Source organism: Exiguobacterium sp. SH4S7, from assembly GCF_004336795.1.
In the GTDB taxonomy this organism is placed as follows: domain Bacteria; phylum Bacillota; class Bacilli; order Exiguobacteriales; family Exiguobacteriaceae; genus Exiguobacterium; species Exiguobacterium aurantiacum_A.
The window spans coordinates 669131-693117 of record NZ_SJUT01000001.1; the positions used below are offsets into that span (position 1 = coordinate 669131).

30 protein-coding genes are annotated in these 23987 nt (G+C 52.9%); 23 read left to right on the forward strand and 7 right to left on the reverse strand.

The features are described 5' to 3' along the window. Nucleotides 1-9: 9 nt before the first annotated feature. Nucleotides 10-177: a YtzI protein gene (gene ytzI, locus EVJ29_RS03330; RefSeq protein WP_131439801.1), complete on the reverse strand. Its 168-nt coding sequence runs from the start codon at nucleotides 175-177 to the stop codon at nucleotides 10-12. Nucleotides 178-338: 161 nt separating this feature from the next. Here ytzI and EVJ29_RS03335 point away from each other — a divergent pair, with 161 nt between their 5' ends. Beyond that, nucleotides 339-1451 carry a PP2C family protein-serine/threonine phosphatase gene (locus tag EVJ29_RS03335; RefSeq protein ID WP_131463684.1) on the forward strand — a complete coding sequence of 371 codons (1113 nt, stop codon included), beginning with the start codon at nucleotides 339-341 and terminating at the stop codon, nucleotides 1449-1451. Nucleotides 1452-1498: 47 nt separating this feature from the next. On the opposite strand, the gene EVJ29_RS03340 is transcribed toward EVJ29_RS03335, so the two are convergent. Continuing rightward, complete coding sequence (locus EVJ29_RS03340) at nucleotides 1499-2434, reverse strand: magnesium transporter CorA family protein (protein ID WP_131490359.1); 936 nt, start codon at nucleotides 2432-2434, stop codon at nucleotides 1499-1501. A 146-nt stretch (nucleotides 2435-2580) separates the two neighbouring features. Between EVJ29_RS03340 and EVJ29_RS03345 the strand changes: the two genes are divergently transcribed. Beyond that, nucleotides 2581-2952: an Hpt domain-containing protein gene (locus EVJ29_RS03345; RefSeq protein ID WP_236633372.1), complete on the forward strand. Its 372-nt coding sequence runs from the start codon at nucleotides 2581-2583 to the stop codon at nucleotides 2950-2952. A 40-nt stretch (nucleotides 2953-2992) separates the two neighbouring features. Here the strand turns inward: EVJ29_RS03345 and EVJ29_RS03350 are convergent, their stop codons facing one another. Next, on the reverse strand, nucleotides 2993-3868 hold the full coding sequence (locus tag EVJ29_RS03350) for a chemotaxis protein CheV (protein WP_084812901.1): 876 nt from the start codon (nucleotides 3866-3868) through the stop codon (nucleotides 2993-2995). 228 nt (nucleotides 3869-4096) lie between these two features. Here EVJ29_RS03350 and EVJ29_RS03355 point away from each other — a divergent pair, with 228 nt between their 5' ends. The 9 genes from EVJ29_RS03355 to EVJ29_RS03395 all read left to right on the forward strand — a co-directional run bounded on the left by EVJ29_RS03355 (nucleotide 4097) and on the right by EVJ29_RS03395 (nucleotide 12402). Beyond that, complete coding sequence (locus tag EVJ29_RS03355) at nucleotides 4097-5533, forward strand: NADP-dependent glyceraldehyde-3-phosphate dehydrogenase (RefSeq protein ID WP_070327910.1); 1437 nt, start codon at nucleotides 4097-4099, stop codon at nucleotides 5531-5533. A gap of 101 nt (nucleotides 5534-5634) precedes the next feature. Then, the gene (locus tag EVJ29_RS03360; protein ID WP_236633373.1) at nucleotides 5635-6612 is read left to right on the forward strand and encodes an MBL fold metallo-hydrolase; all 978 of its coding nucleotides are present in this window, start codon (nucleotides 5635-5637) and stop codon (nucleotides 6610-6612) included. Next, on the forward strand, nucleotides 6609-7355 hold the full coding sequence (locus EVJ29_RS03365) for an SDR family NAD(P)-dependent oxidoreductase (RefSeq protein ID WP_236633374.1): 747 nt from the start codon (nucleotides 6609-6611) through the stop codon (nucleotides 7353-7355). Before EVJ29_RS03360 ends, EVJ29_RS03365 begins: the two co-directional genes overlap by 4 nt. Nucleotides 7356-7374: 19 nt before the next feature. After that, nucleotides 7375-8547, forward strand: coding sequence for an ABC transporter substrate-binding protein (locus EVJ29_RS03370; protein WP_131504718.1), 1173 nt, complete (start codon nucleotides 7375-7377; stop codon nucleotides 8545-8547). Next, nucleotides 8534-9310: an ABC transporter permease gene (locus tag EVJ29_RS03375; RefSeq protein ID WP_070327101.1), complete on the forward strand. Its 777-nt coding sequence runs from the start codon at nucleotides 8534-8536 to the stop codon at nucleotides 9308-9310. Before EVJ29_RS03370 ends, EVJ29_RS03375 begins: the two co-directional genes overlap by 14 nt. Beyond that, entirely contained in the window at nucleotides 9307-10008 is a 702-nt protein-coding gene (locus EVJ29_RS03380) for an ABC transporter permease (RefSeq protein ID WP_070327102.1), read from the forward strand. The genes EVJ29_RS03375 and EVJ29_RS03380 overlap by 4 nt, the downstream gene beginning before the upstream one ends. Then, nucleotides 10005-10889, forward strand: coding sequence for an ABC transporter ATP-binding protein (locus EVJ29_RS03385; RefSeq protein ID WP_131490355.1), 885 nt, complete (start codon nucleotides 10005-10007; stop codon nucleotides 10887-10889). The genes EVJ29_RS03380 and EVJ29_RS03385 overlap by 4 nt, the downstream gene beginning before the upstream one ends. Beyond that, a complete protein-coding gene (locus EVJ29_RS03390) occupies nucleotides 10889-11470 on the forward strand; it encodes a CDP-alcohol phosphatidyltransferase family protein (RefSeq protein ID WP_070327104.1) in 582 nt (193 codons plus the stop codon). Before EVJ29_RS03385 ends, EVJ29_RS03390 begins: the two co-directional genes overlap by 1 nt. Further along, nucleotides 11467-12402 (forward strand): NAD(P)/FAD-dependent oxidoreductase, encoded by a 936-nt coding sequence (locus tag EVJ29_RS03395; protein ID WP_131463674.1) that lies wholly within the window; start codon nucleotides 11467-11469, stop codon nucleotides 12400-12402. The genes EVJ29_RS03390 and EVJ29_RS03395 overlap by 4 nt, the downstream gene beginning before the upstream one ends. A gap of 26 nt (nucleotides 12403-12428) precedes the next feature. On the opposite strand, the gene EVJ29_RS03400 is transcribed toward EVJ29_RS03395, so the two are convergent. Then, nucleotides 12429-12743, reverse strand: coding sequence for a thioredoxin family protein (locus EVJ29_RS03400; protein ID WP_071397668.1), 315 nt, complete (start codon nucleotides 12741-12743; stop codon nucleotides 12429-12431). 126 nt (nucleotides 12744-12869) lie between these two features. Here EVJ29_RS03400 and EVJ29_RS03405 point away from each other — a divergent pair, with 126 nt between their 5' ends. Beyond that, the gene (locus EVJ29_RS03405) at nucleotides 12870-13409 is read left to right on the forward strand and encodes a PadR family transcriptional regulator (protein ID WP_071397683.1); all 540 of its coding nucleotides are present in this window, start codon (nucleotides 12870-12872) and stop codon (nucleotides 13407-13409) included. Nucleotides 13410-13412: 3 nt separating this feature from the next. Here EVJ29_RS03405 and EVJ29_RS03410 read toward each other — a convergent pair whose 3' ends face one another. Beyond that, nucleotides 13413-14243 carry an aldo/keto reductase gene (locus EVJ29_RS03410; RefSeq protein WP_236633375.1) on the reverse strand — a complete coding sequence of 277 codons (831 nt, stop codon included), beginning with the start codon at nucleotides 14241-14243 and terminating at the stop codon, nucleotides 13413-13415. Between the two features lie 77 nt (nucleotides 14244-14320). On the opposite strand from EVJ29_RS03410, the gene EVJ29_RS03415 reads away from it, so the two are divergent. Together EVJ29_RS03415 and fur are read left to right on the forward strand one after the other, a co-directional pair. Continuing rightward, nucleotides 14321-14851, forward strand: coding sequence for an NUDIX domain-containing protein (locus tag EVJ29_RS03415; RefSeq protein ID WP_071397666.1), 531 nt, complete (start codon nucleotides 14321-14323; stop codon nucleotides 14849-14851). Nucleotides 14852-14963: 112 nt separating this feature from the next. Then, complete coding sequence (fur, locus tag EVJ29_RS03420) at nucleotides 14964-15443, forward strand: ferric iron uptake transcriptional regulator (RefSeq protein ID WP_016509373.1); 480 nt, start codon at nucleotides 14964-14966, stop codon at nucleotides 15441-15443. A gap of 55 nt (nucleotides 15444-15498) precedes the next feature. Here the strand turns inward: fur and EVJ29_RS03425 are convergent, their stop codons facing one another. After that, complete coding sequence (locus tag EVJ29_RS03425; protein WP_131463668.1) at nucleotides 15499-15879, reverse strand: VOC family protein; 381 nt, start codon at nucleotides 15877-15879, stop codon at nucleotides 15499-15501. Nucleotides 15880-16086: 207 nt separating this feature from the next. Between EVJ29_RS03425 and xerD the strand changes: the two genes are divergently transcribed. From xerD to EVJ29_RS03455, 6 genes are all read left to right on the forward strand, one after another. Continuing rightward, nucleotides 16087-16971 (forward strand): site-specific tyrosine recombinase XerD, encoded by an 885-nt coding sequence (gene xerD, locus EVJ29_RS03430; protein WP_016509359.1) that lies wholly within the window; start codon nucleotides 16087-16089, stop codon nucleotides 16969-16971. A gap of 21 nt (nucleotides 16972-16992) precedes the next feature. Next, nucleotides 16993-18159 carry a phosphopentomutase gene (gene deoB / locus EVJ29_RS03435; RefSeq protein ID WP_131439776.1) on the forward strand — a complete coding sequence of 389 codons (1167 nt, stop codon included), beginning with the start codon at nucleotides 16993-16995 and terminating at the stop codon, nucleotides 18157-18159. A gap of 13 nt (nucleotides 18160-18172) precedes the next feature. Beyond that, nucleotides 18173-18982: a purine-nucleoside phosphorylase gene (locus EVJ29_RS03440; protein WP_016509380.1), complete on the forward strand. Its 810-nt coding sequence runs from the start codon at nucleotides 18173-18175 to the stop codon at nucleotides 18980-18982. A gap of 28 nt (nucleotides 18983-19010) precedes the next feature. After that, entirely contained in the window at nucleotides 19011-20312 is a 1302-nt protein-coding gene (locus EVJ29_RS03445) for a pyrimidine-nucleoside phosphorylase (RefSeq protein WP_131439774.1), read from the forward strand. A 106-nt stretch (nucleotides 20313-20418) separates the two neighbouring features. After that, nucleotides 20419-20859 (forward strand): peptidylprolyl isomerase, encoded by a 441-nt coding sequence (locus EVJ29_RS03450; RefSeq protein ID WP_035386247.1) that lies wholly within the window; start codon nucleotides 20419-20421, stop codon nucleotides 20857-20859. A gap of 89 nt (nucleotides 20860-20948) precedes the next feature. After that, nucleotides 20949-21305, forward strand: coding sequence for a GCN5 family acetyltransferase (locus EVJ29_RS03455; protein ID WP_070327113.1), 357 nt, complete (start codon nucleotides 20949-20951; stop codon nucleotides 21303-21305). Nucleotides 21306-21315: 10 nt separating this feature from the next. On the opposite strand, the gene EVJ29_RS03460 is transcribed toward EVJ29_RS03455, so the two are convergent. Beyond that, complete coding sequence (locus EVJ29_RS03460; protein WP_131504719.1) at nucleotides 21316-21786, reverse strand: DUF309 domain-containing protein; 471 nt, start codon at nucleotides 21784-21786, stop codon at nucleotides 21316-21318. Between the two features lie 79 nt (nucleotides 21787-21865). Between EVJ29_RS03460 and EVJ29_RS03465 the strand changes: the two genes are divergently transcribed. The 3 genes from EVJ29_RS03465 to EVJ29_RS03475 are packed head-to-tail and all read left to right on the forward strand — an operon-like array spanning nucleotide 21866 to nucleotide 23963. Next, a complete protein-coding gene (locus tag EVJ29_RS03465; protein WP_070327115.1) occupies nucleotides 21866-22633 on the forward strand; it encodes a segregation and condensation protein A in 768 nt (255 codons plus the stop codon). Beyond that, complete coding sequence (gene scpB, locus EVJ29_RS03470; RefSeq protein WP_201738973.1) at nucleotides 22611-23204, forward strand: SMC-Scp complex subunit ScpB; 594 nt, start codon at nucleotides 22611-22613, stop codon at nucleotides 23202-23204. The genes EVJ29_RS03465 and scpB overlap by 23 nt, the downstream gene beginning before the upstream one ends. Continuing rightward, complete coding sequence (locus EVJ29_RS03475) at nucleotides 23205-23963, forward strand: pseudouridine synthase (RefSeq protein WP_071397662.1); 759 nt, start codon at nucleotides 23205-23207, stop codon at nucleotides 23961-23963. The last annotated feature ends 24 nt before the right edge of the window (nucleotides 23964-23987 follow it).

Below are 23987 nucleotides of genomic sequence, written 5' to 3' on the forward strand. Positions count from 1 at the left end.
TGGATGGCTCTATTTGTCCTGCTGATCTTGTTCGGTGATGCGGCGATTAATCTCATCGTAATCGAGGACGATGTCGTCTTTGTTGTCTTTGTAGGCGTATCCTTTTTGGATGACGACGACAGAGGCGACCAAGACGAGTAAAATAATCAATCCGCTCACGGCAAATATCCATCCCATAGCGCATTCCTCGCTTTCTTTCTCTTAGTATGACAAAAATCTGAGACGTTCTCCATGTTTGAGTCTCTCACAACTGTTACAGGTTTGAAATGGTTGGTCTCTTGATTAGATATGATACAATAACATATAGAAGAACACTGACAGAGAAGGTAGGGATGACTATGGCGATTTTGATTGTCGACGACGAACCGGTCAATACGATGGTTCTCGAACAATTATTGCATCAACACGATTATGAGACGGTCTCGGTCTCAAGTGGTGAAGATGCTCTCGCGCTCCTCATGGACCCGCAAGCCCCGTCGCTGTATGACCTCGTCCTGCTCGATGTCGAGATGCCGGGCATCTCAGGGATTGAAACGTGCAAACGGATTCGACAAATGACAGGATATGAAGAACTGCCGGTAATCATGGTGTCGGGCCGGACCGAAGAGAAGCAAATTGCCGAAGGGCTAGATGCTGAAGCGTCCGACTATACGACGAAGCCGATCAAAATCACCGAACTCCTCGCTCGGATTCGCTCGGCGCTCCGTTACAAAGCGGCCGTCGATGAACGGAAAAAATATGAGGCGCGTCTCCAATATGACCTAGATTTGGCCCAAAAGATTCAGCAGAGCGCGCTGACCCCACCAATCAGTAGCGCGGAAATCGATATGCGGGCGCTGTACCTGCCATCTAAAAAATTGGCGGGTGACATGTACGCCTGGTTCCAAGTCGCGCCTGATCGTTACGGCGTCATCATCTTCGACGTGATGGGTCACGGCGTGTCTTCAGCCTTGATCACGATGGGAATCCGCTCGATCTTGCCAGGCCTTGTCGCCAACGTCCAGTACCCGGTCGACGTCATGACCGAACTGAACCGACAGATGACGTTCCTGTTTTCGGGCGACGATATGCAAAGTTATTTCACGGCCGTCTATTGTTACATCGATACGACGAATCAACGCATCGAGTACGTCAATGCCGGCCATCCGCCTGTGATCGTGACGTCTCCGGAAGGGATGACTCGTCTCGAGACGACTGGGGTGCCGGTCGGCATGTTCGAGGAACCGAATTATGAATCGAAAGAAATCAAGATCACGCCAGGTATGGTCCTGCATATGTACACGGACGGACTGATGGAATGTTACAGCAAAGACATCGATGACGGCATCCGTTGGCTTGAAAAAGACATCGCCACGTACGGCTTAGATTATGCCCGTCACGTTGCCGAACGGCTCGTCCCGAAAATCGAGATTGACGACGACTTGTGTCTCGTCACGGTAAAGCTTATTTAAATGACAAAAGGATGAGACCGTCGCTCGTGACGATTTCATCCTTTTGTCTAGAAATAACGTTTCCGCCATAAAATATAAAAGGCGAGACTCGAAAAACCGACCATCAATGTGATGGCAAAGATGAAGCCGATTGATTGACCTTCGAACGGGACTTGGACGTTCATCCCAAAGATCCCGGAAATCATCGTCGGAATGCTGAGCACGATCGTGATCGACGCCAAGAACTTCATGACGAAGTTGACGTTGTTCGAGATGATCGACCCGAACGCATCCATCTTAATGCTGATGATGTCGTTATAAATCGAGGCCATCTCCATCGCCTGACGATGCTCGACGAATACGTCTTCTAACAAGTCTTCATCTTCTTCATGCTTCTCAAGACTCGGCGTCTTGACGATGCGGTCGAGGACGCTATCATTCGCTTTGAGCGATGTCATGAAGTAGACGAGCGACTTCTGTAAGTTCATCAACTGGAAAATTTCCTGATTTCGCATCGAACGTTGAAGTTCTTGCTCTAGCTCTTCCATTCGCCGGTCGATCTGGCGAAGGAACCGCAAGTACGTCATGCTGACTCGGTGCAAAATCTGGAAGACGAACCGGCTGCGATAGTTTGTCCGGAACAAGCGGGCTTTGCCGTTAGCGAACAAGTTGAGTACATCGAGGTCACGCGAACAGACGGTGATGAAATGTCGTCCCGTGACGATGATACCGAGTGGGATCGTATTATAGGCACGTCCCGTATCGTCTTCTTCGACGTATGGAACGTCAATGATCATGAGCAGGCCTTCGTCATCTTTCTCAAAGCGCGGCTTTTCTTCAATATCAAGTGGGTCGTACACGAAGTCTTCAGGAATGCCGGAGGCGGCAATGACTTGATCGGCCTCGTCTTTCGTCGGATTGACGAGTTGGATCCAGCTTCCTTTGTCAAAGTCTTCGATCTCGTGCACACGACCAGATGCGTCGGTACGGTAAATCGTTAGCATAATCTTCCTCCTACCTTAGCTCAACTTTATTATAGGTAGGCGAGTAGGAGAGTGCAATCGCAAAGAAGGAGATTTTTTGTTTTCTCTCGAAAACATACTACAGTGAGTTAGAATGTCAGAAGGAATGAGTAGAAGGAGGGATGGAGATGACTCAAACACCCCAAAACGCTCTGTTTAACGAAGAGAAATTAGCAGAGCTCCATCAAATCGCTAGTGGAAATAAAGATTTTCTGAAAAAGATTGCAGAGACGTACGTCGCCCAGTTCGAGGCGAAGTTTCCTGAATTAAAGCGCGTGGTCGAGACGAAAGATCATGAACAAATCGAACAACTCGCCCACTTGTTAAAGGGCGCCTCTTATTCGGTCGGACTCGACGAGACGGCGTCGCATTTCCAACAACTTGAACTCGCCGGTGAGACGAACGAGGTCGAGAACCTTGAACCGGTGCTTGAAGACATCGAGCGTCAAATGAAACGGTTCGCTGTCGAGTGGGACGCCTATTTCAATCGATTGGTGTAATGAAAGAGGGGCCGCAATTTTGCGGCCCCTCCGTTTGTCATTAGGCTAAAAACTCATCGAGCGTCGCGATCAACATGCCGATCTCAGGCTTCGTGATTTGTGCGTTCGCGCCGACGGCGTCGCCTTTATGTTTCAAGTCGTTTGAGATGAGTGACGAGAAAATTACGATCGGTAACGTCGCGTAGCGGTCCATTTCGCGTAGCCGTCTCGTCAAATGTAACCCGTCCATTTGTGGCATCTCGATGTCGGTGATGAGCAGATCGCACTCGACACCATCTTGCTCGAACGCATCAAGCGCTTCTTTCCCGTTGTTGAAGATTGTCGTGTTGAAGTAGCCTGCCTCATCGAGCGTGTCGATGATCAAGGTGCGAAGCATCTCCGAATCTTCTGCGATCCACACTTGTTTGTTCGAGCGTTCCCTTGCACCGAGTCGTTTGACGGATTCACGAGCCATGATGTCTTTTCGTGACAACTCGAGAGCGATGCGCTCATAGTCGAGAAGAATGATCATTTGGTCTCCTGTTTTGACGACGCCGTTCGTGATGCCTTGGACACCGCGGGCGAGATCTGACGGTGTATCGATCTGTTCCCATGAGATGCGCTTGATCTCTGTCACTTGGTCGACTCGGAGCACCGATTTCTCACCGTTAAACTCACAGACGATCAAGCGATCCCCGTCTCCGGCTTCACGTGGATGGCCGATGACCATCGGGAGATCGATGACCGTCATGACTTCACCGCGTAGTTCGATCAACCCCATGATCGCCTCAGGCGTTCCAGGTAACGGGGTGAGTGGAAGCATCGTGATGATCTCGCGAACCTTCATGACGTTAATCCCGAAAATAAACGGGCCTGACTGGAAAATGACGATTTCTAACTCGTTCGTACCTGCTTCAAGTAAAATATTATGATCCATGCTCAATGGTGGTCCCTCCTATATCGCGTTCTCTCTTCCTCTCTATCGGTCAAATCGATCAAAGTCTTCAGTTGAAAAGTGTCAAAGTCAGGTCAAAAATCACGAAAAGTCATGGAGTAACCGTTTACATTACATAAACTGAATCTTTATAGTTGTTCAACGGAATTGATTTTGCATACAATGAGGGTGGCAACGAGATATCACAGCTTACTCAGGAGGCAGATAGAGATTATGAGTATGAACACGTATCCATATTTAATTAACGGGCAATGGCAAGAATCAACAACAAATGAGACGATCGAACTCGTTTCACCTTATACAGAAGAAATCGTCGGACACGTCCAAGCGATGTCGCGCGACGAAGTCGACGAGGCGATTCACGGTGCTAAACGTGCACAACAAGAGTGGGCGGCGCTTCCGGTCAACAAGCGCGCCGAGCTGTTGTACGCATGGGCGGACAAACTCGAAGAACGCGTCGATGAGATCGGTCAAATCATCATGCGCGAAGTCGGGAAGAACTTGAGCGACGCGAAGAAGGAAGTCGTCCGCACAGCTGAGATTATTCGTTATACGGCTGAGGAAGGACTTCGTTTCACAGGTGGATTCATGCAAGGCGATTCGTTCCCGGGCGGATCAAAGAACAAAATGGCGATCATCAAAAAAGAGGCACTCGGTGTCGTTCTCGCGATCTCACCATTCAACTATCCGGTCAACTTAGCCGCTGCTAAAATCGCTCCAGCCCTTATAACGGGGAACGCGGTCGTCTTCAAACCGGCGACGCAAGGTGCGATCAGTGGCGTCAAAATGGTTGAGGCACTGCAAGACGCCGGTCTTCCGAGCGGATTGTTGAACCTCGTGACGGGTCGCGGTTCGGTCATCGGCGACTACTTGACGTCGCACCCAGGTGTCGACATGATCACATTCACAGGCGGTACAGGAACCGGTCAACATTTGTCACAACAGGCATCGATGGTCCCGGTCGTCTTAGAGCTCGGCGGCAAAGACCCGGCGCTCGTCTTAGAAGACGCGGACATGACGCTTGCGGCGGATCAAATCGTCAGCGGTGCGTTCTCTTACTCGGGTCAGCGTTGCACGGCGATCAAACGCGTCTTCGTGCTCGAAGATCAAGCGGACGAACTCGTCGCCATGTTGAAACAGCGTGTCGAGAAGCTCACGGTTGGTTCGCCAGTCGACAACAGCTTCATCGTCCCGCTCATCGACAAAAAGTCGGCTGACTACGTTCAAGGCTTGATTGACGACGCCGTCAACAAGCGTGCGACGGTCGTCCACGGTAACGAACGTGACGGCAACCTGCTCCACCCGACGCTGCTCGATCACGTCACGCGTGAGATGCGTGTCGCTTGGGAAGAGCCGTTCGGACCTGTTCTTCCGATCATCCGTGTCAGCTCGCTCGACGAGATGATCGAACTGACGAACGAGTCAGAGTTCGGTCTTCAAGCGAGCGTGTTCACGCAAAATGTGAACAGTGCGTTCACGGTCGCCGACAAGCTTGAAGTCGGTACGGTCCAAGTCAACGGTCGAACGGAACGCGGTCCTGACCACTTCCCGTTCATCGGTGTGAAACAATCAGGTCTCGGTGTCCAAGGGATTGGACGCAGTCTTGAAACGATGACACGCGATAAAGTGACCGTCATCAACTTATAAACGATTGGAGGGGAGAAATCCCCTCCTTTTTTTGTGCCATTGAAATCCCTTCTTTCTGACAGGTATAATGAATGAAGATAGGTGGAAGGGGTTGTGTGGACGTGGCGAACTGGATTTCAAGCCAACTGGCAAGACTCGATATTCCGACACCGTTTGAGGTCGGTAACGTGAACGTATACATCGTAGAGCATGGGGGCCGGTTTTTCATGGTCGACTGTGGCCCGGATACGGAAGAGGCATGGGCATCCTTGAACGGCGAATTGGCTGAACTCGAACTGACGCTAGCGGATATCGATTTTCTGTTTTTAACGCACCATCATGCCGACCATGCCGGTCAAGCTTGGCGGCTGCGGGACGCCTCGATTCCAGTCTACGGTCACGAGAAGCTCGTTCGTTATTTGGAACAGACACCGAACTTTATTAAAAAAGGCAATCACTTCTTATATGAACTGGCTCATTGGTTCGGGGCACCGGAGTCGATCATCAACAAGTTGCCGGACTACCGGGAGGCGCTACGTTGGATCGGTCCGACGACCGTCACGATGACGTTCGAAGAAGGACAAGACGTGACGAGCGACGGGGCATGGAAGACGATTCACCTGCCTGGACACGCGAGCGATCAACTCGGACTGCTCGGACCGGGCGGCGTCTTGATCGCCGGTGATCATTTGATCGATGCGGTCGAACCGAACCCGTTGATCGAACAACCGTATGAGGACGAAGGGTTTGCGTCACCGGTCTTACTGTATCTCGACTCGCTTAGAAAGTTACAGGAGCTTGATATTAAGCTCGTCGTGAGCGGACATGGCAATCCGATTCAGCATCCGCGGGTACTCATCGAATCAAGGATCAGTCAACGCTATGAACGGAGCGAGCAGCTGCTGAACGACTGGGCCGACGGCTTGAGTGTGTTCGATTGGTCGATGCGGCTGTACGGGCGGAAGATGCGCCGGGCGATGCCGCTTGTCTTCAGCGAAGTGTTCGCGCGGTTGACATTGCTCGAGGAGCGCGGTCATGTCGTCAAGCAGTTAGCCGATGGCAAATGGATTTATGTGAGAGTGGAGGAAGCAATGGAATGAGACATATTGTGATCACGGGTGCGTCGAGCGGCTTTGGTGCCGCTTTGGCGCATTCTTTTTCGGCAGCGGGCTATAAGCTGACGTTAATTGCCAGAAACGAGACGCGCCTTCGAGAGCTCGGGACGAAACTATCTGCAGACTGGATGGTCGCGGATGTTTTGACAAGTTATGAGACGCTCGTCGACGATGTCGTACGGAAATATGGACCAATCGACGGTTGGGTCAACAACGCCGGCGTCGGTGAGTTTGACCGGGTCGTTGATCAAACGACGGACGTCATCGAAGAGACGATGCGCTTGAATGCGATCGCGCCGATGGTGATGTCGCGTGACTGTGGGCGCCGGATGAAGCGAGGCGGGACGATCATAAACGTCTGCTCGCAAGCTGCCAAAGTGCCGACCCCGAAGTCGGCCGTGTACGCCGGATCGAAAGCGGCATTGCTCCAGTTTTCAAACGCGCTCCGGCTCGAGCTGAAGCCGGCAGGTGTCCATGTACTGACGGTCAATCCTGGTCCGATCAACACGCCGTTCTTTGATCGGGCTGATAAGACGGGGCGCTATGAACAGAGTGTGCGTCGTATCATGCTCGACCCAGATCAGTTGGCACAGGGGGTCGTCTCAGCGTTTGAACAGTCGAAACGTGAAGTCAACGCCCCGTGGTGGATGGACTTAGGCGGAAAACTGTACGCAATGTGCCCGATTTGGTTCGAACGGTTGGCAAAACGGGGATTTGACAAAAAGTAGTAGAGAGAGGGGAAGTACGATGCGACGAATACGACAATTTGGGCTGCTGTTTGCGCTTGTTTTCCTCAGCGCCTGCGGGACGACGGGAGCAGACTTGGCCCCGACGTTTGACGAGGCGGTTCAAGAGGCTGAGCAAACGACGGTCAACTTTTACTTGTGGGGTGGGGACGACGGCATCAACCGTTACATCGATGACTACGTCGCACCGCGCCTGAAAGAAACATACGATATCGAGTTGAATCGCGTCCCGATGGACACGGCCGAATTCATTCGCCAACTGTCACTCGATAAACGTTCGAACCGAGAGGCGGGCACGATCGACCTCATGTGGATCAATGGTGATAATTTTAGAAACGCGGCCGAGGCGGAGCTTCTACAAGGCGACCTGCTCGATAAAATCCCGAACGCAGCACTTTTGAACGAAACCGCGCAAGCGACCGACGCCGGGACGCCGACCGACGGACTCGAGGTGGCGTGGGGCAACGTTCAGTTCGTGCTGCACTATGATGCCGACAAAGTGACGAATCCTCCGGCGACGTTCGAAGAACTACATCGTTGGACCGAAGCAAATCCAGGCCGTTTCACGTATCCTGAAGTGACAGACTTCACCGGTAACGCGTTCGTCCGCCATCTGCTCTATGCCGAGTACGGGGAAACGATTCGAAGCGATCAAACAATCCCGGATGCATTTTGGGATGAACTCGCGACGTGGTCACCGAATCTGTGGAAACAAGGAGCGACGTATCCGAAGTCACTCGCCCAACTCGACCAACTTTATGCGAAAGGTGACGTGTGGATGACGATGGGATTCAATGAGCGTCGTGCTGAGGCCGAGCGAAACGACGGCGTGTTTCCAGACGGGACGCGTGCACTCGTCCTCGACCATTCAATCGCCTCGACGCATTTTCTCGCGGTCCCGTTCAACGCAAGCAATCCGAACGGTGCCATCGTCGTGATCAATGAATTGTTGTCACCGGAAGCCCAACTCGCCAAACAAAATGCGACGTATTGGGGGGACGGGACGTCGCTCGATTTGACGAAGCTTGAACGAGCGGACCGGGAAGCCTTCCTCAAACTGGACACGGGCGTCACGTATCCAGACCCTGAACAACTTGCCGAACGTTCGATTGCCGACTTCGGGCCGAGCGTGATCGATCAAGTTCGTGAAGGATGGTCCCGTGTCGCGAGGTAGCGTCGGCTTGAGCGTCATCGTCTTATTGCTACCGCTAGCCGGTCTGGCGTTTCTAGCCGGTGAGACCGCTTCATTCGAATGGACGTCACTTTGGCGCGATGCGGCGTGGCGGGCGAGTTTAGCCGTCACGCTTTACGTGACGCTCGTCTCGACGACGATTTCGCTACTCATCGGGACGTGGTTGGCACGAACGGTCCGGATTCGAGAGGCGGTTTGGCTTTCAGCGCTGCTCAAATTGCCGATGTTCGTGCCGCATGTCGCAGGTGCGTATTTATTTTTGTTGTTGTTCTCGGGCGGTTTTCCGTTTTACGGGCTTGTGGAAGCGAACGAGCGCCATCACTTTGTCGTCATATTGACGTATGTGTGGAAAGAAGTGCCATTCGTCTTTTTGATGATGCTCGGCACATACGGGCAACTGAATCGCGGCTATCTCGATATGGCGAAGACGCTCCAACTCACACGGTTCGAGCAGTTCAAAGTCGCGGAGTGGCCGTTTTTACTGAAGCCACTCTTGGACTCGTTTTGGATTTTAGTGGCGTTCATCTCGTTCGCTTACGAGGTACCGGCCCTGCTCGGGGTCACATTCCCGGAGCTGCTCGGGGTGCTCGCATACGAACGGCTGACGACAGGGTTGTTTTTAAACGCGAATGAATCCTACGCGGTCGCACTCGTTTGGACACTATTGATCTCAGTCGGGGCTTTTGTATCGTATCTCGTTACGGCCAAACGAAGACGCCGGATTGAAAAAGGGGTGAGGCGATGAGTCGGGTCCTTATCATCAGTTTCATCTTGTTCCCGTTTCTCGGCTTACTCTTCGGTTTGCCTTCTCCGATCCGATTGGATGAAGTGCTCATGAACACGGTGTTCTACGTCATCAGTTTGGCCGTCATCAACGTCTGGCTCGGTCTCGGGACAGCGTGGTGGCTGATTTTTACAGAGTCGAGATGGCGGACACTCGTCGAGTGGCTCGTCTTTATCCCGTTGTTCATTCCGGTCATGGCGAGTATGTTCGGTATGTACATCGTGCTCGCGAACGTCGGGCTCGTCGGGACTTATGCCGGTGTCTTGCTCGTCTTGCTCGTCTCGACGCTCCCGTACTCGATCCGGCTCGCCTACAATGCGATGTATGTGATCGGACGTCCGCTCCTTGAGCAGACGATGACACTGCCGCCGCTGCCTCGATTTAGCATGGTGCTGTTTCCTTTGTTGGCGGCGACGATGCGGACGATCGTCTTGTTCTCGACGGTCATCGTTCTCGGTCAGTTCGTGCTCGTGCAATTGATCGGTGCAGGGCTCATCCCGACCGTCACGACACAACTGTATCAATCGTATGCGGGAAATGACGTTTCATTGGCACTACAAAACACGTGGGTCCTCATCTTGTTGCCGGTCTTGTTGTATATCGGTCTCGGAGGATTGTTCCGCGCAGCGGTAAGAATTATGAAGGAGCGGTTAAGATGAGTTTAGTCGTTACGGGAATACAAAAAAACTTTAAACAACGCGACGTGTTGAACGGGGTCGACCTGATCGTTGACAAGAAAGAGATCCATGCGCTTGTCGGGGTGAGCGGGTCCGGGAAGTCGACGTTGCTACGGATTATCGCCGGACTTGAGACGGCAGACACGGGGACGGTGACGTGGGACGGAGAGCCGCTCCTCGGGACGCCTCCTCACAAGCGGCGCATCACGATGCTGTCACAATCACCGCTTCTGTTCCCGCATCTGTCGGTCGGGGAGAACGTGACGCTCGCGACTCAAAATCGGTCACGGGAGCAGGCAGAGGCGTGGCTTGCCCGTGTCCGCCTTCCGGGCCGATATGACGATGACATCCACGAACTTTCCGGAGGCGAGCAACAGCGTGTCAGTTTTGCCCGTGCCCTTGCGGCCGAGCCGCGGCTCATTTTATTAGATGAGCCGTTCACGAATCTCGATCCGGATTTGAAGTACGAGTTGCAGCGGCTGATCCGGGACCTCGTCCAACAACTCGAGTTGACGGCGTTGCTCGTGACCCACGACCGGGAAGAAGCGATGCTCGTCGCCGATCGGGTGACGTTGCTCGAGGACGGAGAAGTCCTAGCGACGGGGACGCCAGGCGAACTTTACGAGACTGAGCCGGCGTTTGGAGACTTTATCGAGCTTTCAGGTTCGTCTTATCCGGCGACGATGATGGAAGTGACTAAACAAGCAGGCGAACCGGTCGTACTCGTCCGACAGTTGAATCGCTTCGGCAATCGCCTAGGCGAGTATCGCCTCGCGACCGGTACGTACGTCATTCTCCCCCGGGATGAATCGTTTCAGGTCGGGGAGACCTACTATTTGCGGAAGAAAAAAGGAGTGGTTTGATGCTAGACACGTACGGAAGCCGCTGGGTTCGTCCCATCGTTGAACGAGGGGCCGATCGGCTTCTAAAATGGAATTTCACACCGAACGAAGTGACAATCCTTGGAGGGATCATCGGGATCTCGGTCGGGTTCTTTATTTATAATGACATGCTTTGGACAGCGGTCGCCCTGCTTTGGTTGTCGGGTCTTCTCGATGTCATTGACGGGACGATGGCGCGCCGCTCTCGGAAGACGGGGTTTGGCACAGTGCTCGACCTCGTCTTCGATCGCATCGTCGAGATCTCGGTCGTCGTCGCGCTGGCGCTTCGTTACCCTGAGCACATGCCGGTCTTTCTCTTCTTGCTCGGATCCTTCGTCGTTGCGATGACGCTGTTTCTCGCCGTCGGAGCCAGTAGTTCAAAACGTTCTGAGAAATCATTTTATTATCAACCAGGTCTCCTTGAACGGACGGAGTGCTTCATCTTGTTCACGCTCATGATTTTGTTCCCGTCGTGGATCGGGGTCGTCGCGACGCTGTTCCTCATCCTTGAAGTGTTCACGATCAGCCAGCGCCTGTTGGAAGCACGGCGGATTTTACGATGAAGCCGCGGCTCGTCCTAGTCGGGCTCGGTCACGGGCAACTCGAAATTTTAGCGCGGATCGAACAGTTGCGTGAACGGTACGAGGTCAGTTATGTCGGACTTGAGGAAACGATTTATACCGGGGCGTTCCCCCAAGTGATCGCAAATGAGATGGCTTCGGCAGTCGTCAACTTGCGACCGGACGTCACACCGGTCGCGAGCAGACTCATCTCGCTCGACCCTGTCAAACGAATCATCGAGACCGATCAAGGTATGATCGCTTACGATCATCTCGTGCTCGCGACAGGTGCGAAGAGCCGAGGGATCGGAACGGGCTTGAAACCGATGACAGACGTAGCAATCGAACACATTCAAGCGAGCCGTGCGGTCACAATCGTCGGAGGGGGCAAAGCTGGCGTCGAGCTCGCTTTCGCTTGCGTGAGGTCGAAGCAACACGTCACGCTCTATGCGAAGCAGATTTTGCCCGACTTGCCGAACCGGGTCGGCCGTCATATTGCCCGTCGTCTCGTTGCAAGCGGGGTGACGCTGATCGCGCAACAGTATGAGGGTGGGGACGCGCCAGACGGTCTTGTCCTTGACGCGACTGGAGTCGTGCCGGTCGAGTGGTGGCACCGCTCAGGCCTTGCCGAGGAGGGGTCGTTTATTCCGACCGACGCTTATTTGCGTCACGCGACGTATCAAGATATTTACATCACCGGGGATATGGCAATGGGCTTGAACGGAGGCGTCGACGCGGTCCGATCGGGCCGTCACGTCGCGTCGGCGCTCCTCGGTGACCAAAAGCCATACAAACAGCGGACGTCGCTCAATATTTTATTGACGACCCCGGGACACGCCTTACTCACGTTTGGGCGCTTGACGTGGCACGGCCGGTGTTCGTATTGGATCAAGCGTCAAATCGACAGGCGCTACATGCAGAAATTCACGCACTAAAAAAGACGACCGCGGTCGTCTTTTGATTAGGCGTTCAACGTGTCGAGGAACGACCGAATTTGCATTTCCGTCTTCGCATGCGCCGAATGAAGGTGTTCTTGTTTGACGCCTTCTTTATAGAAGAGCAGTGACGGGATGCCACGGACTTCCTGCGTGTCAGACAGTTCAGGCAGTTCGTCGCGATCGACGACGTACCAGTTGAATTGCGGGTAGTCTTTGACGAGTTCGTCGACGTACATGTCGAGGCGGCGGCAGTCCGGGCACCAAGACGTCGTGAAGATGACCATTCCTTTATCTTGAATGGCAGTTTGGAATTGTTGTTCAGATTGTATTGGTTTCATGATTGATCACTCCTTTCTCTCATTGTCTGTGTCTTCGGTGCGCCCGTCAACCGATTGACATTCTCGGACTTACAAGAGATTGTGCTACACTTAAAAAAACTGAACTGCAAGGGAATGGTGATGGTTATGGCGTTACGTCATGCACTACTCGGGTTGTTGACCCATCAGCCTGCGACCGGCTACGCCTTGAACGCGACGTTCAAAGCGCAAATGATCCACTTTTGGCACGCCCATCATACACAGATTTATCGGGAACTGTTAAAGATGGAAGACGAGCACCTCGTTTCGTCAGAGCATGTGACCCAACATGATCTTCCCGATAAGAAGATCTATTCGATCACAGCGACGGGACGTCAAGAGTTGATTGACTGGCTCAGACAACCGACGTCGTTTCAGCCGAAGATGAAAGATGAGAACCTGCTGCGCGTCAGCCTGCTGCAACTGCTTCCGCTCGACGAGGCGATCCGTTACGTCGAGGAGACGAAAACGCATCATGAACAAGTCGCACATCAAATTCGTGCGTTCCAAGCAGCCCATCAATCGGAAGCGGACACGCTCGGGTACTTATTGACGAGTGAATATGCGATCCGCATGATGGAAAACTATGCCGATTGGGCCGATTGGGCGATCGAACAAATGAAACAGCGCGATAAACATACGACCTGACGTTCAGGTCGTATGTTTTGTATACGGATGAATCGGTAGACGAGCCAGTAGTTTATCGAGTGCACGCTCATTGATGTCGTCATGATACGCGTCAATCGTCTGCTGCAACTGCTCAACAGAAGAAGCGCCAGGCAAGACGACGGCACACGTCCGTTTCGCGGCAGCGAGCGCATACGCTTGAATCGGGTGTGGTAACGTCGACAGGAGGTTGCGTAACTCGGGTTCGCTCCACGACTCGAAGCCCTTAGCGCTCAAGCGCTCGGACCATTCATCGGTCAACAGCCCTTTAGCGAGCGGTCCTCGACCGACGAGCGGAACGTCTTGCCCGAGCGATTCGATGCGGCGGTCGAGCAGTGAGTACGGTGTCATCAAGACATCGAGCTCCCCGTGCTCAAGCCAGTAGCGGATCACGTTCGGACGAATCGAGGAGAGCCCGATTTGACGGATGACCCCGGCCTGCTTTTGTCGGCGCATGAAATCGATCGTCGCGTCAAGGTCGTCTTCCATCGTTCCACCATGTACGTAATATAAGTCTAAGTAATCCGTCTGTAGTCGTTCGAGAGAACCGTGAAGCGCCTGTTCTAAATAAGAAGGGGTTGGGTTCCAGCGCATTCCGTCCTCGGTCCATTCATTTCCGCCTTTGCTCGTCAAAAACAAATCGTCCCGCCGACCGGCAAACGTCTCACCGACGAGCCGTTCGACGTCGTGACGGTCATAGACGTCAGCCGTGTCAAAATGACGGATCCCTGACGCGTAAGCCGCCTCGAGAATCCGTCGGCCCTCATCGTCACCTTGTTTTAAAATCGACATCGTTCCTAGTCCAAGTTCTGCCATCGATAATTCCTCCTTGTTCCGTCCATTGATTTGACTCATAATTACAGTATATAAGAAAACGTGAGGAGTACATAACCATGGAAGAGAAAACGATTGAACGGGAAGTCATCTATCAAGGGAAGATTTTCGATGTCGAGAAGCATGTCGTCGCGCTCCCGAACGGAGGAACGTCGGTCCGAGAGCTTGTGTATCATAATGGGGCCGTCGCGATATTGTTGATCGATGAGGACGACAAGATCGTTCTCGTCGAGCAATACCGGAAAGCGTTCGAATCGATGTCACTCGAGATTCCGGCCGGGAAACTTGAAATCGGAGAAGAGCCGCTCGCGAGTGCGAAGCGTGAACTCGAGGAAGAGACCGGTTATAAAGCCGAGTCGCTTGAAAAGATGTTCTCGTTTTACGGGGCACCTGGATTTTGTAGTGAGCGCGTTGACGTGTTCGTCGCCAAAGGTTTGACGGCGGGAGCGATGAACCTAGACGAGGACGAATTTTTACAAGTCGAACGTTATACGTTCGAAGAAGCGGGCGAACTTTTAGCGAGTGGCCGGATCACCGATGCCAAGACGATTATGGCGATTCAATGGTGGCAATTATCTAAATTGAAATAATTCTAATCTGTAGTAGGTTGTGATAGACTTACATAGTAATGATTTTAATTTGAAAAATCGACGGAACTTCGGTATGCTTTGAATAGTGAATTATGTAAAGAGGGGGCGCCTTATGGAAACGCGAATTGAACGGATCAAACAGCAATTGAGCGCCAAAGGATATAAATTGACACCGCAACGAGAATCAACGGTCCGTATCTTGCTTGAGAATGAGACAGACCATCTAAGTGCAGAGAACGTGTTCATGCTCGTCAAGAGTATCGCACCCGAAATCGGTCTCGCGACCGTGTACCGGACACTCGAACTGTTGACCGAGCTCGGCGTCGTCGACAAAGTCAACTTCGGTGACGGTGTCGCCCGGTTCGATCTCAGACCAGAAGGGGCGAACCATTCGCACCATCACCTCGTCTGTGTCGAGTGCGGATCAGTCGAAGAGATCATGGAAGACCTGCTCGTCGACGTCGAGAAGAAAGTCGAGAGCAAGTATGAATTTTTAATCAAAGACCATCGTTTGACGTTCCATGGCATCTGTAAAGTGTGCCAAGCGAAAGGCGTCACGCTCGAAGGGCATAAAGCCGTCATTAACGGTTGACGAAACAAGGGAGGACAAGCCGAGCGGCTTGTCCTCCTTTATGTTGATCATCAGATCAAATCGTCAGTTCAATTTTGTTTCGTTCTGGATCGTGGACGACGCTCTCATAATAGCCGTCCCCGGTCAGACGCGGTCCATCGACGAGTTCATAGCCATCAGCCTGCAAGCGCGCCGTTAATTCGTCGACGGCCTCGGCGCTGCCTAGCGCGAACGCCACATGCGCCCAGCCGAGTGTCGGCATCGCTTCGCCTTGGATGTCCGACCGCGACATCAGCTCGAGTCGGCACGCTGATTCCGGAAACGTTAAAAAATACGATGTGAACTGTTTGTGCCGGTTCGTATATTTGTCGTTGGCGCTGGCACCAAAGTATGTCTCGTAAAAGCGGCGCATCCGTTCGAGGTCGTGGACCCATACGGCAACGTGTTCGATGTTCATCGTCATCCCTCCTTTTCAACTACGTTCATCTTACCAGTGATGCAGCGGGATTGTCAGTCGATTTCCTGGAGAAAACGGGCGTGAAATCGATGACAAAAAACTGTCAAAAAAACTTACAAAAAAATGAGGTCAGACGTCTTCACAACGGTTTACATAAGTGATATGATGTAAGCGTATTCAGGTGTAGCGAGGAAGGAGGGGGATGTCATGCGTTCGCAAGTCGAGTCGTTTTTACAATATATGACGGTTGAGAAAAGAATGTCCACCAACACGAGACAAGCCTATGCGAGCGATTTGACCCAGTACTTATCGACACTAACCCAACTTGGGGTGACCGAGTGGAATGAAGTCACGCGCTCACATATCGTCAAGCATTTAGAGGAACTGTCGCAAGCGGGTCGGGCCGCCTCGTCACTGCGGCGAGCCGTCAGTTCGATTCGCACGTTTCATCACCATCTGAAGATGAGCGGCGGCGCCTCGACTGATCCGGCACTTTACTTAGAGACGCCGAAAGCGGAACGACATCTGCCGGACACGTGGTCGCAAGACGAAGTCGAGCGCTTGCTCGATAGCGTCCCGACGAACGATCCGCTCGCGCTTCGGGATCGTGCCATGCTCGAACTGCTCTACGGGACAGGCATGCGCGTCAGCGAACTTCTCGGTCTTGATTTGGATGATTTACAGTTTGAACTGGGGTATTTACAGTGTGAAGGCAAAGGCGAGAGCGCCCGGATCATTCCGGTGTCGTCGGTCGCCCAAAATTTTGTCGAACGTTACATCCAGCAAGCGCGAAACGGCCTCGGTGGTCGGGAGACCGAGGCGTTGTTCTTGAACGGACGTGGCGGTCGGCTTAGCCGCCAAGGGTTTTGGAAGATCATCAAGCGACGGGCGAAAGACGCCGGTATCCCGAAAGAGATCACACCGCACGTGTTGCGTCACTCGTTCGCGACGCACTTGCTCGAGAATGGTGCCGATCTGCGCGCCATCCAGCAAATGCTCGGCCATGCCGATCTCTCCACCACTCAAATCTACACACATGTCAACAAGGCGCGGCTCCACGATGTGTACCGTAAGCATCACCCGCGGGCCTAGACACTTAAAGGAGGAACTTTTGTGAAGAAATTTAAACGTATATTCTTAGTCGTCATGGACTCAGTCGGGATCGGGGAAGCTCCAGATGCCGACCAGTTCGGAGACGTCGGTTCAGACACGTTAGGTCACATCGCTCGTGAGCATGGCGGCCTGAACATGCCGAACATGGGCAAGCTCGGATTGGCGAACATTAAACCGATCGAAGGCATCGAACCGTCAAGCGCGCCGAGCGCGTTCGGGCGGATGGAAGAAATTTCGGCCGGGAAAGATACGATGACTGGTCATTGGGAAATCATGGGTCTCCACATCGATACGCCGTTCCGTGTGTTCGAGGAATTCCCGGACGATTTGATCAACCGGCTTAAAGAGTTCAGTGGACGCGACATCATCGGCAACAAGCCGGCATCAGGAACGGAAATTTTAGACGAGCTCGGTGAAGAGCATGTCGCGACAGGTGCGTTGATTGTCTATACGTCGGCCGACTCGGTGCTTCAAATCGCGGCCCACGAAGAAGTCGTCCCGCTCGAAGAACTGTACCGCATCTGCGAATACGCGCGCGACATCACGCGCGAAGATCCGTACATGCTCGGACGGATCATCGCCCGGCCGTTCCTCGGAACGCCTGGTGCTTGGGTCCGGACGTCAAACCGTCACGACTATGCGCTCAAACCGTTCGGCAAGACGGTCATGAACACGCTCGAAACAGCTGGCAAAGACGTGATTGCCCTCGGGAAGATCAGTGATATCTATGACGGAGAAGGCGTGACGAAAGCGGTCCGTACGAAGTCGAACATGGACGGGATGGACAAACTCGTCGCTTCGCTTGATGAGGAGTTCGAAGGGCTCTGCTTCTTGAACCTCGTCGACTTTGACGCATTGTTCGGCCATCGCCGGGATCCGGAAGGATATGCGGTCGCGCTCGAAGAGTATGACGCCCGTCTTCCTGAAGTGTTTGCTCGCTTGCGTGAAGACGACTTGCTGATTATCACGGCCGACCACGGTAACGATCCGACGGCACCAGGGACGGACCATACGCGGGAATATGTCCCGCTCATCGTCCATCACCACGGTTCGACTGCGGTCGACCTCGGCGTTCGCGCTACGTTCGCAGATATCGGCGCCACGGTGGCGGATAACTTTGACGTCGACGCACCAGCAATCGGAAACAGTTTCTTAAACGAAATTTGAGGAGGCACTACACATGGTAAATTGGAACGAAACAAAAGCATTTTTACAGGAACGCATGAACGGAACGCCAGAAATCGGACTCATTCTCGGATCGGGTCTTGGCGTGCTCGCCGACGAGATTGAGAATCCGGTCGCGATTCCTTACGAAGATATTCCGCACTTCCCGGTCTCGACAGTCGAAGGTCATGCCGGACAGCTCGTCTTTGGTGACCTTGAAGGGAAACGTGTCGTTGCGATGCAAGGACGGTTCCATTTCTATGAAGGATATTCGATGGAACAAGTCACGTTCCCAGTCCGTGTCCTCAAATTGATCGGTGTCGAGACGCTCATCGTCACGAACGCCGCTGGTGCTTGCAACGAGGCGTTCAACCCGGGCGACTTGATGGTCATCACGGACCATATCAATTTCTTCGGCACGAGCCCGCTCATCGGCAAGAACGCGAGCGACTTCGGGACACGCTTCCCGGATATGTCAGAGGCGTACGACAAACAACTCGTCGCGTTGACAGAGCGGGTCGCGTCAGACCTCGGTCTCAAGATTCAAAAAGGCGTCTACTTCGGGAACACCGGTCCGACATACGAGACACCGGCCGAAGTCAAGATGGCCCGTCTGCTCGGCGGCGACGTCGTCGGCATGTCGACCGTACCAGAAGTCATCGTGGCTCGTCACTCAGACATGCGTGTCCTCGGAATTTCGTGCGTCTCGAACATGGCCGCAGGTATCCTTGACCAACCGCTCAACCACGAAGAAGTCATCGAGACGACAGAGCGCGTCCGTCAAGACTTCCTTTCACTCGTACGTGGCACGATTAAAAGCATGTGACTAAAACAATTCTAGGAGGACGAAACTTATGCGTATGGTCGATTTGATTTTGAAAAAACGTAACGGTGGAGAATTAAACGAACAGGAGATCCGCTACGTCGTGGAAGGCTTCACGAATGAGACGATTCCAGACTATCAAATGTCTGCTTTGTCGATGGCGATTTATTTCAATGGCATGACCGAGAAAGAGACGGCGGCGTTGACGATGGAAATGGTCAAGTCAGGTGACGTCATCGACCTTTCTAAAATTAAAGGGAAAAAAGTCGATAAGCACTCAACTGGTGGCGTCGGTGACAAGATCAGTTTGATCGTCGCCCCACTCGTCGCCTCGATCGGTATCCCGGTCGCTAAAATGAGCGGGCGCGGGCTCGGTCATACAGGTGGGACGATCGACAAGCTCGAATCATTCCCAGGGTTCAACGTCGAGTTGACAGAAGCGCAGTTCACGAAGCAAGTGAACGACATCAAGATGTCGATCATCGGGCAGACGGGCAACTTGACGCCGGCCGACAAACGTCTTTACGCGCTCCGCGACGTGACGGCGACGGTCGAGTCGATCCCGCTCATCGCGAGCTCGATCATGTCGAAGAAGATCGCGGCCGGTGCCGACAGCATCGTCCTTGACGTCAAGACAGGGTCTGGTGCGTTCATGAAGTCGTTCGACGACGCGAAAGCACTCGCTGAAGAGATGGTCGCCATCGGGAAGAACGTCGGTCGCAAGACGATCGCCGTCATCACCGATATGGACCAACCGCTCGGCTTTGAGATCGGGAACGCGAACGAAGTGAAAGAGGCGATTGAAGTATTGTCTGGGAAAGACGTCAAAGACTTGAAAACGATCGCACTCACGATTGCCGGTCATATGGCCGTCCTCGGTGAATTTTATAAGACGTTTGACGAAGCATACGCCGATCTTGAACGCCGGATGGCCGACGGTCACGCGCTTGAAGTATTCCGTCAGTTCGTCGCGGCACAAGGTGGGGACGCCTCACTCGTCGATGATGTGACTAAATTCCCGCAAGCGAAATTTGAGACGACGTTCGTCGCGAAGACAGCCGGTTACGTCGAATCGATCATCGCGGACGAGGTCGGTGTCGCAGCGATGCTCCTCGGAGCGGGACGGGCAACGAAGGACGACTTGATCGACTTCGCGGCCGGTATCACGCTCGAGAAGAAAGTCGGCGACAAAGTCGAGGCTGGTGACGTCATCGCGGTCCTTCGTTCAAACATCGAAGACATGTCTTCGGCACTTGAACGCATGGATCATGCTTACACGATCGGCGCCACTCAACCAGAGGCACGTCCGCTCGTCCACGCGGTCATCCAGTAAGTCAGAACGTCTGTTTCCACAAAACAGTGGAGGCAGACGTCTTTTTTTGATAAGATGGGTAATGTGAGTGATTATTGACTATATGAACATAAAGGGGTATTTCCATATGAAAAAAGGATCAATGAAATTAGAGAACGGTGAAATGATTGAATTTGATTTATTCCATGACGCAGCACCGATCACGGTCGACAACTTCGAAGAGCTCGCGAACCGCGGCTTCTACGACGGATTGACGTTCCACCGTGTCATCCCAGGCTTCGTCAGTCAAGGCGGATGCCCGGACGGAACAGGTATGGGCGGTTCAGGTAAAACGATTCCTTGCGAGACATCGACTTCGTTCCCGTACAAACATGAAGCCGGCTCGCTTTCGATGGCACACGCTGGGCGCAACACGGGCTCATCACAGTTCTTCATCGTCCATGCGCCACAACCGCACCTTGATGGGGTTCATACTGTGTTCGGTAAAGTGACGTCAGGTCTTGAGCACGCAGTCAAACTTCGCCAAGGCACGAAGATGGCTGAAGTCAAAGTTTGGGATGAGAATTGATTTCTGCCTAAACGTTATGGCACAATGAGCCATGTCTCTCACGTGTTCACTTCGTGAAACATGTCTGACTAAAGGTGGTGAGACCAGCCATGCTGGTGAAGTATAAACAATCGCACGAGAAGACGGCGATGGGGCTGCTCGCATTTTCATGTAGCGACAAGTCTCCGCTCGCCCTTCTCGAACTCGTACGGTCTTACGAGGAAGATGCTTCGAAGTTCCTCTACTTGTGGAAAGTCGAAGAAGACTTCGTCGGGATCATCGGGATGGAACAGCTTGAGACGACCATGTGCATCCATCATATCGCCTTGTCGCCTTCGTTCCGTGGCGAAAAACGTTCATATGAACTGCTCGATGAGACGCGGAACTTGTTACCGCTCGATTTGACGCTTGTCGGTCACGGGAAGACGAGTGACTTGCTCGATAAATGGAATCAAGTCTCGATATAAAAAGCTAGGCTCAGCGCCTAGCTTTTTGTCGTTGTTCTAGCGCGAGCAGACGCTCTTCAACGACGGGCGTCCGGTCACGGTGGATATGTTTATGGACGAGCTCGTCGAAAGTCAGGGAGGTCGGTTCGAACGTGGGTTTCAACCGGTCGATTTGTCGGCGTGTCGCCTCGTCTAGCGGGAGTGTGTCCGAGAGCGGCCAACGTTCCAAGTCGCGTGTGAACGCCTCCATGTCGATGCCGAGCGGTTCAAGAGAGCTTTTGGCCAAAGGAAGCTTTTGCTTCAATGCAGCGACGCTCTTGACGGCCCCGGCCGTATTGCCCCGGCGGAAGTGGTAGTGGGCGACGGCGTACTGGATCAAGACGGCATAGCCGAGATGTTCACGGTTCCCATCCTGCCACGCCTCTTCGAGCACCTCGTGGCACTCGAAATAATCGGCATGACATTCAAACAGCAATGTATACTGATAAAAAGGGGTAAGCATCAATTTTCTCCTTTCGTGGTCACTGTACTACAAAACATGTTATACTAAAGCGCAAAAATGTTAAATGGCAGGTGTCTCTATGGAAGCGTATAACGTCAAAATCGATACGTTCGAAGGCCCGCTCGACTTGTTGCTCCACTTGATCGGCAAGATGGAGCTCGATATCGCCGACATCTCTGTTTCCGAAGTCACGGACCAGTATGTCGCCTTTATCCGGACGATGCAAAAGTTTGAGCTCGATGTGGCCAGTGAATATTTGGTCATGGCGGCGACGTTGCTCCAATTAAAGAGCAAACAACTGTTGCCACCGGTCCCGATCGAGGACGATGAGATTCCGGATTTCGGCGAAGAGCCGACTCGGGAAGGGTTGATTCGACAGTTGATTGAATACAAAGCTTATAAAGAAGCGGTCGTCTTCATGCGCGAGCAGGAAGAGCAACGGCTCGAACTATATAGCCGTCCCGGCGAAGATTTGACACGGTACATGTCTGAACTGGTCCAACCTTACGATGGACCGCTCAACTTTTCAGATTTGTTGCATGCCTATTCAAAGATGGTCGAGCGGAAGCGTTGGAAAGAACGGCGTAAAAAGACGATCAAGCGGGAAGAGCGGACGCTCGAACAGCAGATGACCCGTTTGCATGAGCATGTGTCGGCGAACCGGAACACGTCGTTCTTTGCATTCTTCGAAGAACGGCCGGACGTGTCCGACCTCGTCGTCACGTTCATGGCGCTGCTTGAGTTGATTAAGTTACGAGTCGTCACGACAAAGCAAGTCGACCGAGATATTCACATTTCGTTTGTCGAAGCGTCAAAGGAAAGGGATGAAGCCGTTGTTGTCTTATGAAACGATCATTGAAAGCCTATTGTTTGTCGTCGGAGAAGAGGGCATGGAAGTCCGGGCGCTAGCAGATACGCTCGATATTTCTGAGGCCGCTGCCCGCGAACAATTGAATAAGCTAGGGGCGTCGTTCACGGATTCGGGGCGTCCGTTTCAATTGATCGAATCGGGCGGCGTGTACAAGCTCGTGACGATCCCGGACGTGTCCGAGTACATTCAACGGTATGTCGGGACGATGGCCGAACAGGCGCTGTCTCGTGCGGCCATGGAGACGCTCGTCATCATCGCCTACAAGCAGCCGGTCACACGGGCCGATATCGAGGAAGTCCGCGGTGTCAAAGTCGAACGCGTCATTCATACGTTGTTGTCAAAAGGACTGATTGAATCAGCCGGCCGGGCGAAGACGATCGGGCGCGCGAAACTGTACCGGACGACCGAGCATTTCCTTGACTATTTCGGATTCAATTCACTCGAGGAGTTGCCACCATTAACGTTTGTTGACGAGTTGGCAGACGAAGGCGATCTGTTCTTCGGCCAGCCAACTTCGATTACGGAAGATAGATTGGAGAATGATTAAATGGAACGTTTACAAAAAGTGATTGCCCAAGCGGGTATCGCCTCACGGCGTAAAGCCGAAGAAATGATTTTAGACGGACGGGTTCGCATTAACGGCAAAGTCGTTCGTGAACTCGGGACGAAAGTCGGACCGAAGTCGGAGATTGAAGTCGACGGCGTCAAAATCGAACAGGAAGAACACGTCTACTACGTGCTCTACAAACCGAGCGGCTACGTGTCGACGGTCGACGATGATAAAGGACGCAAAGTCGTTACCGATCTCGTCCCACCAGGGTCACGTGTCTTCCCGGTCGGTCGTCTCGATTACAATACGACGGGACTCATCATCTTGACGAACGACGGAGAATTCTCGAACATGATGACTCATCCGAAGTTCAAAATCCCGAAACGTTACGTCGCGAAAGTGAAAAACATCCCTTCGTATATCGCTATCAAGCAGCTCGAGTCAGGCTTAGAGCTCGATGACGGTTATAAGACGGGCAGCGCGAAAGTCAGAATGAAGACAGTCGACCATAAGAAGAACTCGGCGATTCTCGAAATCGTCATTTCGGAAGGGCACAACCGTCAGATTCGACGCATGCTCGAAGCAGTCGGTTCGGAAGTCATCAAACTGAAGCGCGAACAGTTCGGTTTCTTGACGCTCGACGGACTCACGACAGGCGACTGGCGCGAGTTGTCACGCAAGGAAGTGAGCAAGCTCCGTGAGCTCGCGAACCCGGTCGTGCCAAATGAACCACGAGGCAAGAAAAAGAAAAAATAACAAGTTAAAAATCGTCCTTACACA

Excerpts from the sequence above, each read along its gene's own strand:
- ytzI (WP_131439801.1), bottom strand. The coding sequence starts at position 177 with ATGGGATGGATATTTGCCGTGAGCGGATTGATTATTTTACTCGTCTTG.
- EVJ29_RS03335 (WP_131463684.1), top strand. The coding sequence starts at position 339 with ATGGCGATTTTGATTGTCGACGACGAACCGGTCAATACGATGGTTCTC.
- EVJ29_RS03340 (WP_131490359.1), bottom strand. The coding sequence starts at position 2,434 with ATGCTAACGATTTACCGTACCGACGCATCTGGTCGTGTGCACGAGATC.
- EVJ29_RS03345 (WP_236633372.1), top strand. The coding sequence starts at position 2,581 with ATGACTCAAACACCCCAAAACGCTCTGTTTAACGAAGAGAAATTAGCA.
- EVJ29_RS03350 (WP_084812901.1), bottom strand. The coding sequence starts at position 3,868 with ATGGATCATAATATTTTACTTGAAGCAGGTACGAACGAGTTAGAAATC.
- EVJ29_RS03365 (WP_236633374.1), top strand. The coding sequence starts at position 6,609 with ATGAGACATATTGTGATCACGGGTGCGTCGAGCGGCTTTGGTGCCGCT.
- EVJ29_RS03370 (WP_131504718.1), top strand. The coding sequence starts at position 7,375 with ATGCGACGAATACGACAATTTGGGCTGCTGTTTGCGCTTGTTTTCCTC.
- EVJ29_RS03380 (WP_070327102.1), top strand. The coding sequence starts at position 9,307 with ATGAGTCGGGTCCTTATCATCAGTTTCATCTTGTTCCCGTTTCTCGGC.
- EVJ29_RS03385 (WP_131490355.1), top strand. The coding sequence starts at position 10,005 with ATGAGTTTAGTCGTTACGGGAATACAAAAAAACTTTAAACAACGCGAC.
- EVJ29_RS03390 (WP_070327104.1), top strand. The coding sequence starts at position 10,889 with ATGCTAGACACGTACGGAAGCCGCTGGGTTCGTCCCATCGTTGAACGA.
- EVJ29_RS03395 (WP_131463674.1), top strand. The coding sequence starts at position 11,467 with ATGAAGCCGCGGCTCGTCCTAGTCGGGCTCGGTCACGGGCAACTCGAA.
- EVJ29_RS03400 (WP_071397668.1), bottom strand. The coding sequence starts at position 12,743 with ATGAAACCAATACAATCTGAACAACAATTCCAAACTGCCATTCAAGAT.
- EVJ29_RS03405 (WP_071397683.1), top strand. The coding sequence starts at position 12,870 with ATGGCGTTACGTCATGCACTACTCGGGTTGTTGACCCATCAGCCTGCG.
- EVJ29_RS03410 (WP_236633375.1), bottom strand. The coding sequence starts at position 14,243 with ATGGCAGAACTTGGACTAGGAACGATGTCGATTTTAAAACAAGGTGAC.
- EVJ29_RS03415 (WP_071397666.1), top strand. The coding sequence starts at position 14,321 with ATGGAAGAGAAAACGATTGAACGGGAAGTCATCTATCAAGGGAAGATT.
- fur (WP_016509373.1), top strand. The coding sequence starts at position 14,964 with ATGGAAACGCGAATTGAACGGATCAAACAGCAATTGAGCGCCAAAGGA.
- EVJ29_RS03425 (WP_131463668.1), bottom strand. The coding sequence starts at position 15,879 with ATGAACATCGAACACGTTGCCGTATGGGTCCACGACCTCGAACGGATG.
- xerD (WP_016509359.1), top strand. The coding sequence starts at position 16,087 with ATGCGTTCGCAAGTCGAGTCGTTTTTACAATATATGACGGTTGAGAAA.
- EVJ29_RS03440 (WP_016509380.1), top strand. The coding sequence starts at position 18,173 with ATGGTAAATTGGAACGAAACAAAAGCATTTTTACAGGAACGCATGAAC.
- EVJ29_RS03445 (WP_131439774.1), top strand. The coding sequence starts at position 19,011 with ATGCGTATGGTCGATTTGATTTTGAAAAAACGTAACGGTGGAGAATTA.
- EVJ29_RS03450 (WP_035386247.1), top strand. The coding sequence starts at position 20,419 with ATGAAAAAAGGATCAATGAAATTAGAGAACGGTGAAATGATTGAATTT.
- EVJ29_RS03455 (WP_070327113.1), top strand. The coding sequence starts at position 20,949 with ATGCTGGTGAAGTATAAACAATCGCACGAGAAGACGGCGATGGGGCTG.
- EVJ29_RS03460 (WP_131504719.1), bottom strand. The coding sequence starts at position 21,786 with ATGCTTACCCCTTTTTATCAGTATACATTGCTGTTTGAATGTCATGCC.
- EVJ29_RS03465 (WP_070327115.1), top strand. The coding sequence starts at position 21,866 with ATGGAAGCGTATAACGTCAAAATCGATACGTTCGAAGGCCCGCTCGAC.
- scpB (WP_201738973.1), top strand. The coding sequence starts at position 22,611 with ATGAAGCCGTTGTTGTCTTATGAAACGATCATTGAAAGCCTATTGTTT.
- EVJ29_RS03475 (WP_071397662.1), top strand. The coding sequence starts at position 23,205 with ATGGAACGTTTACAAAAAGTGATTGCCCAAGCGGGTATCGCCTCACGG.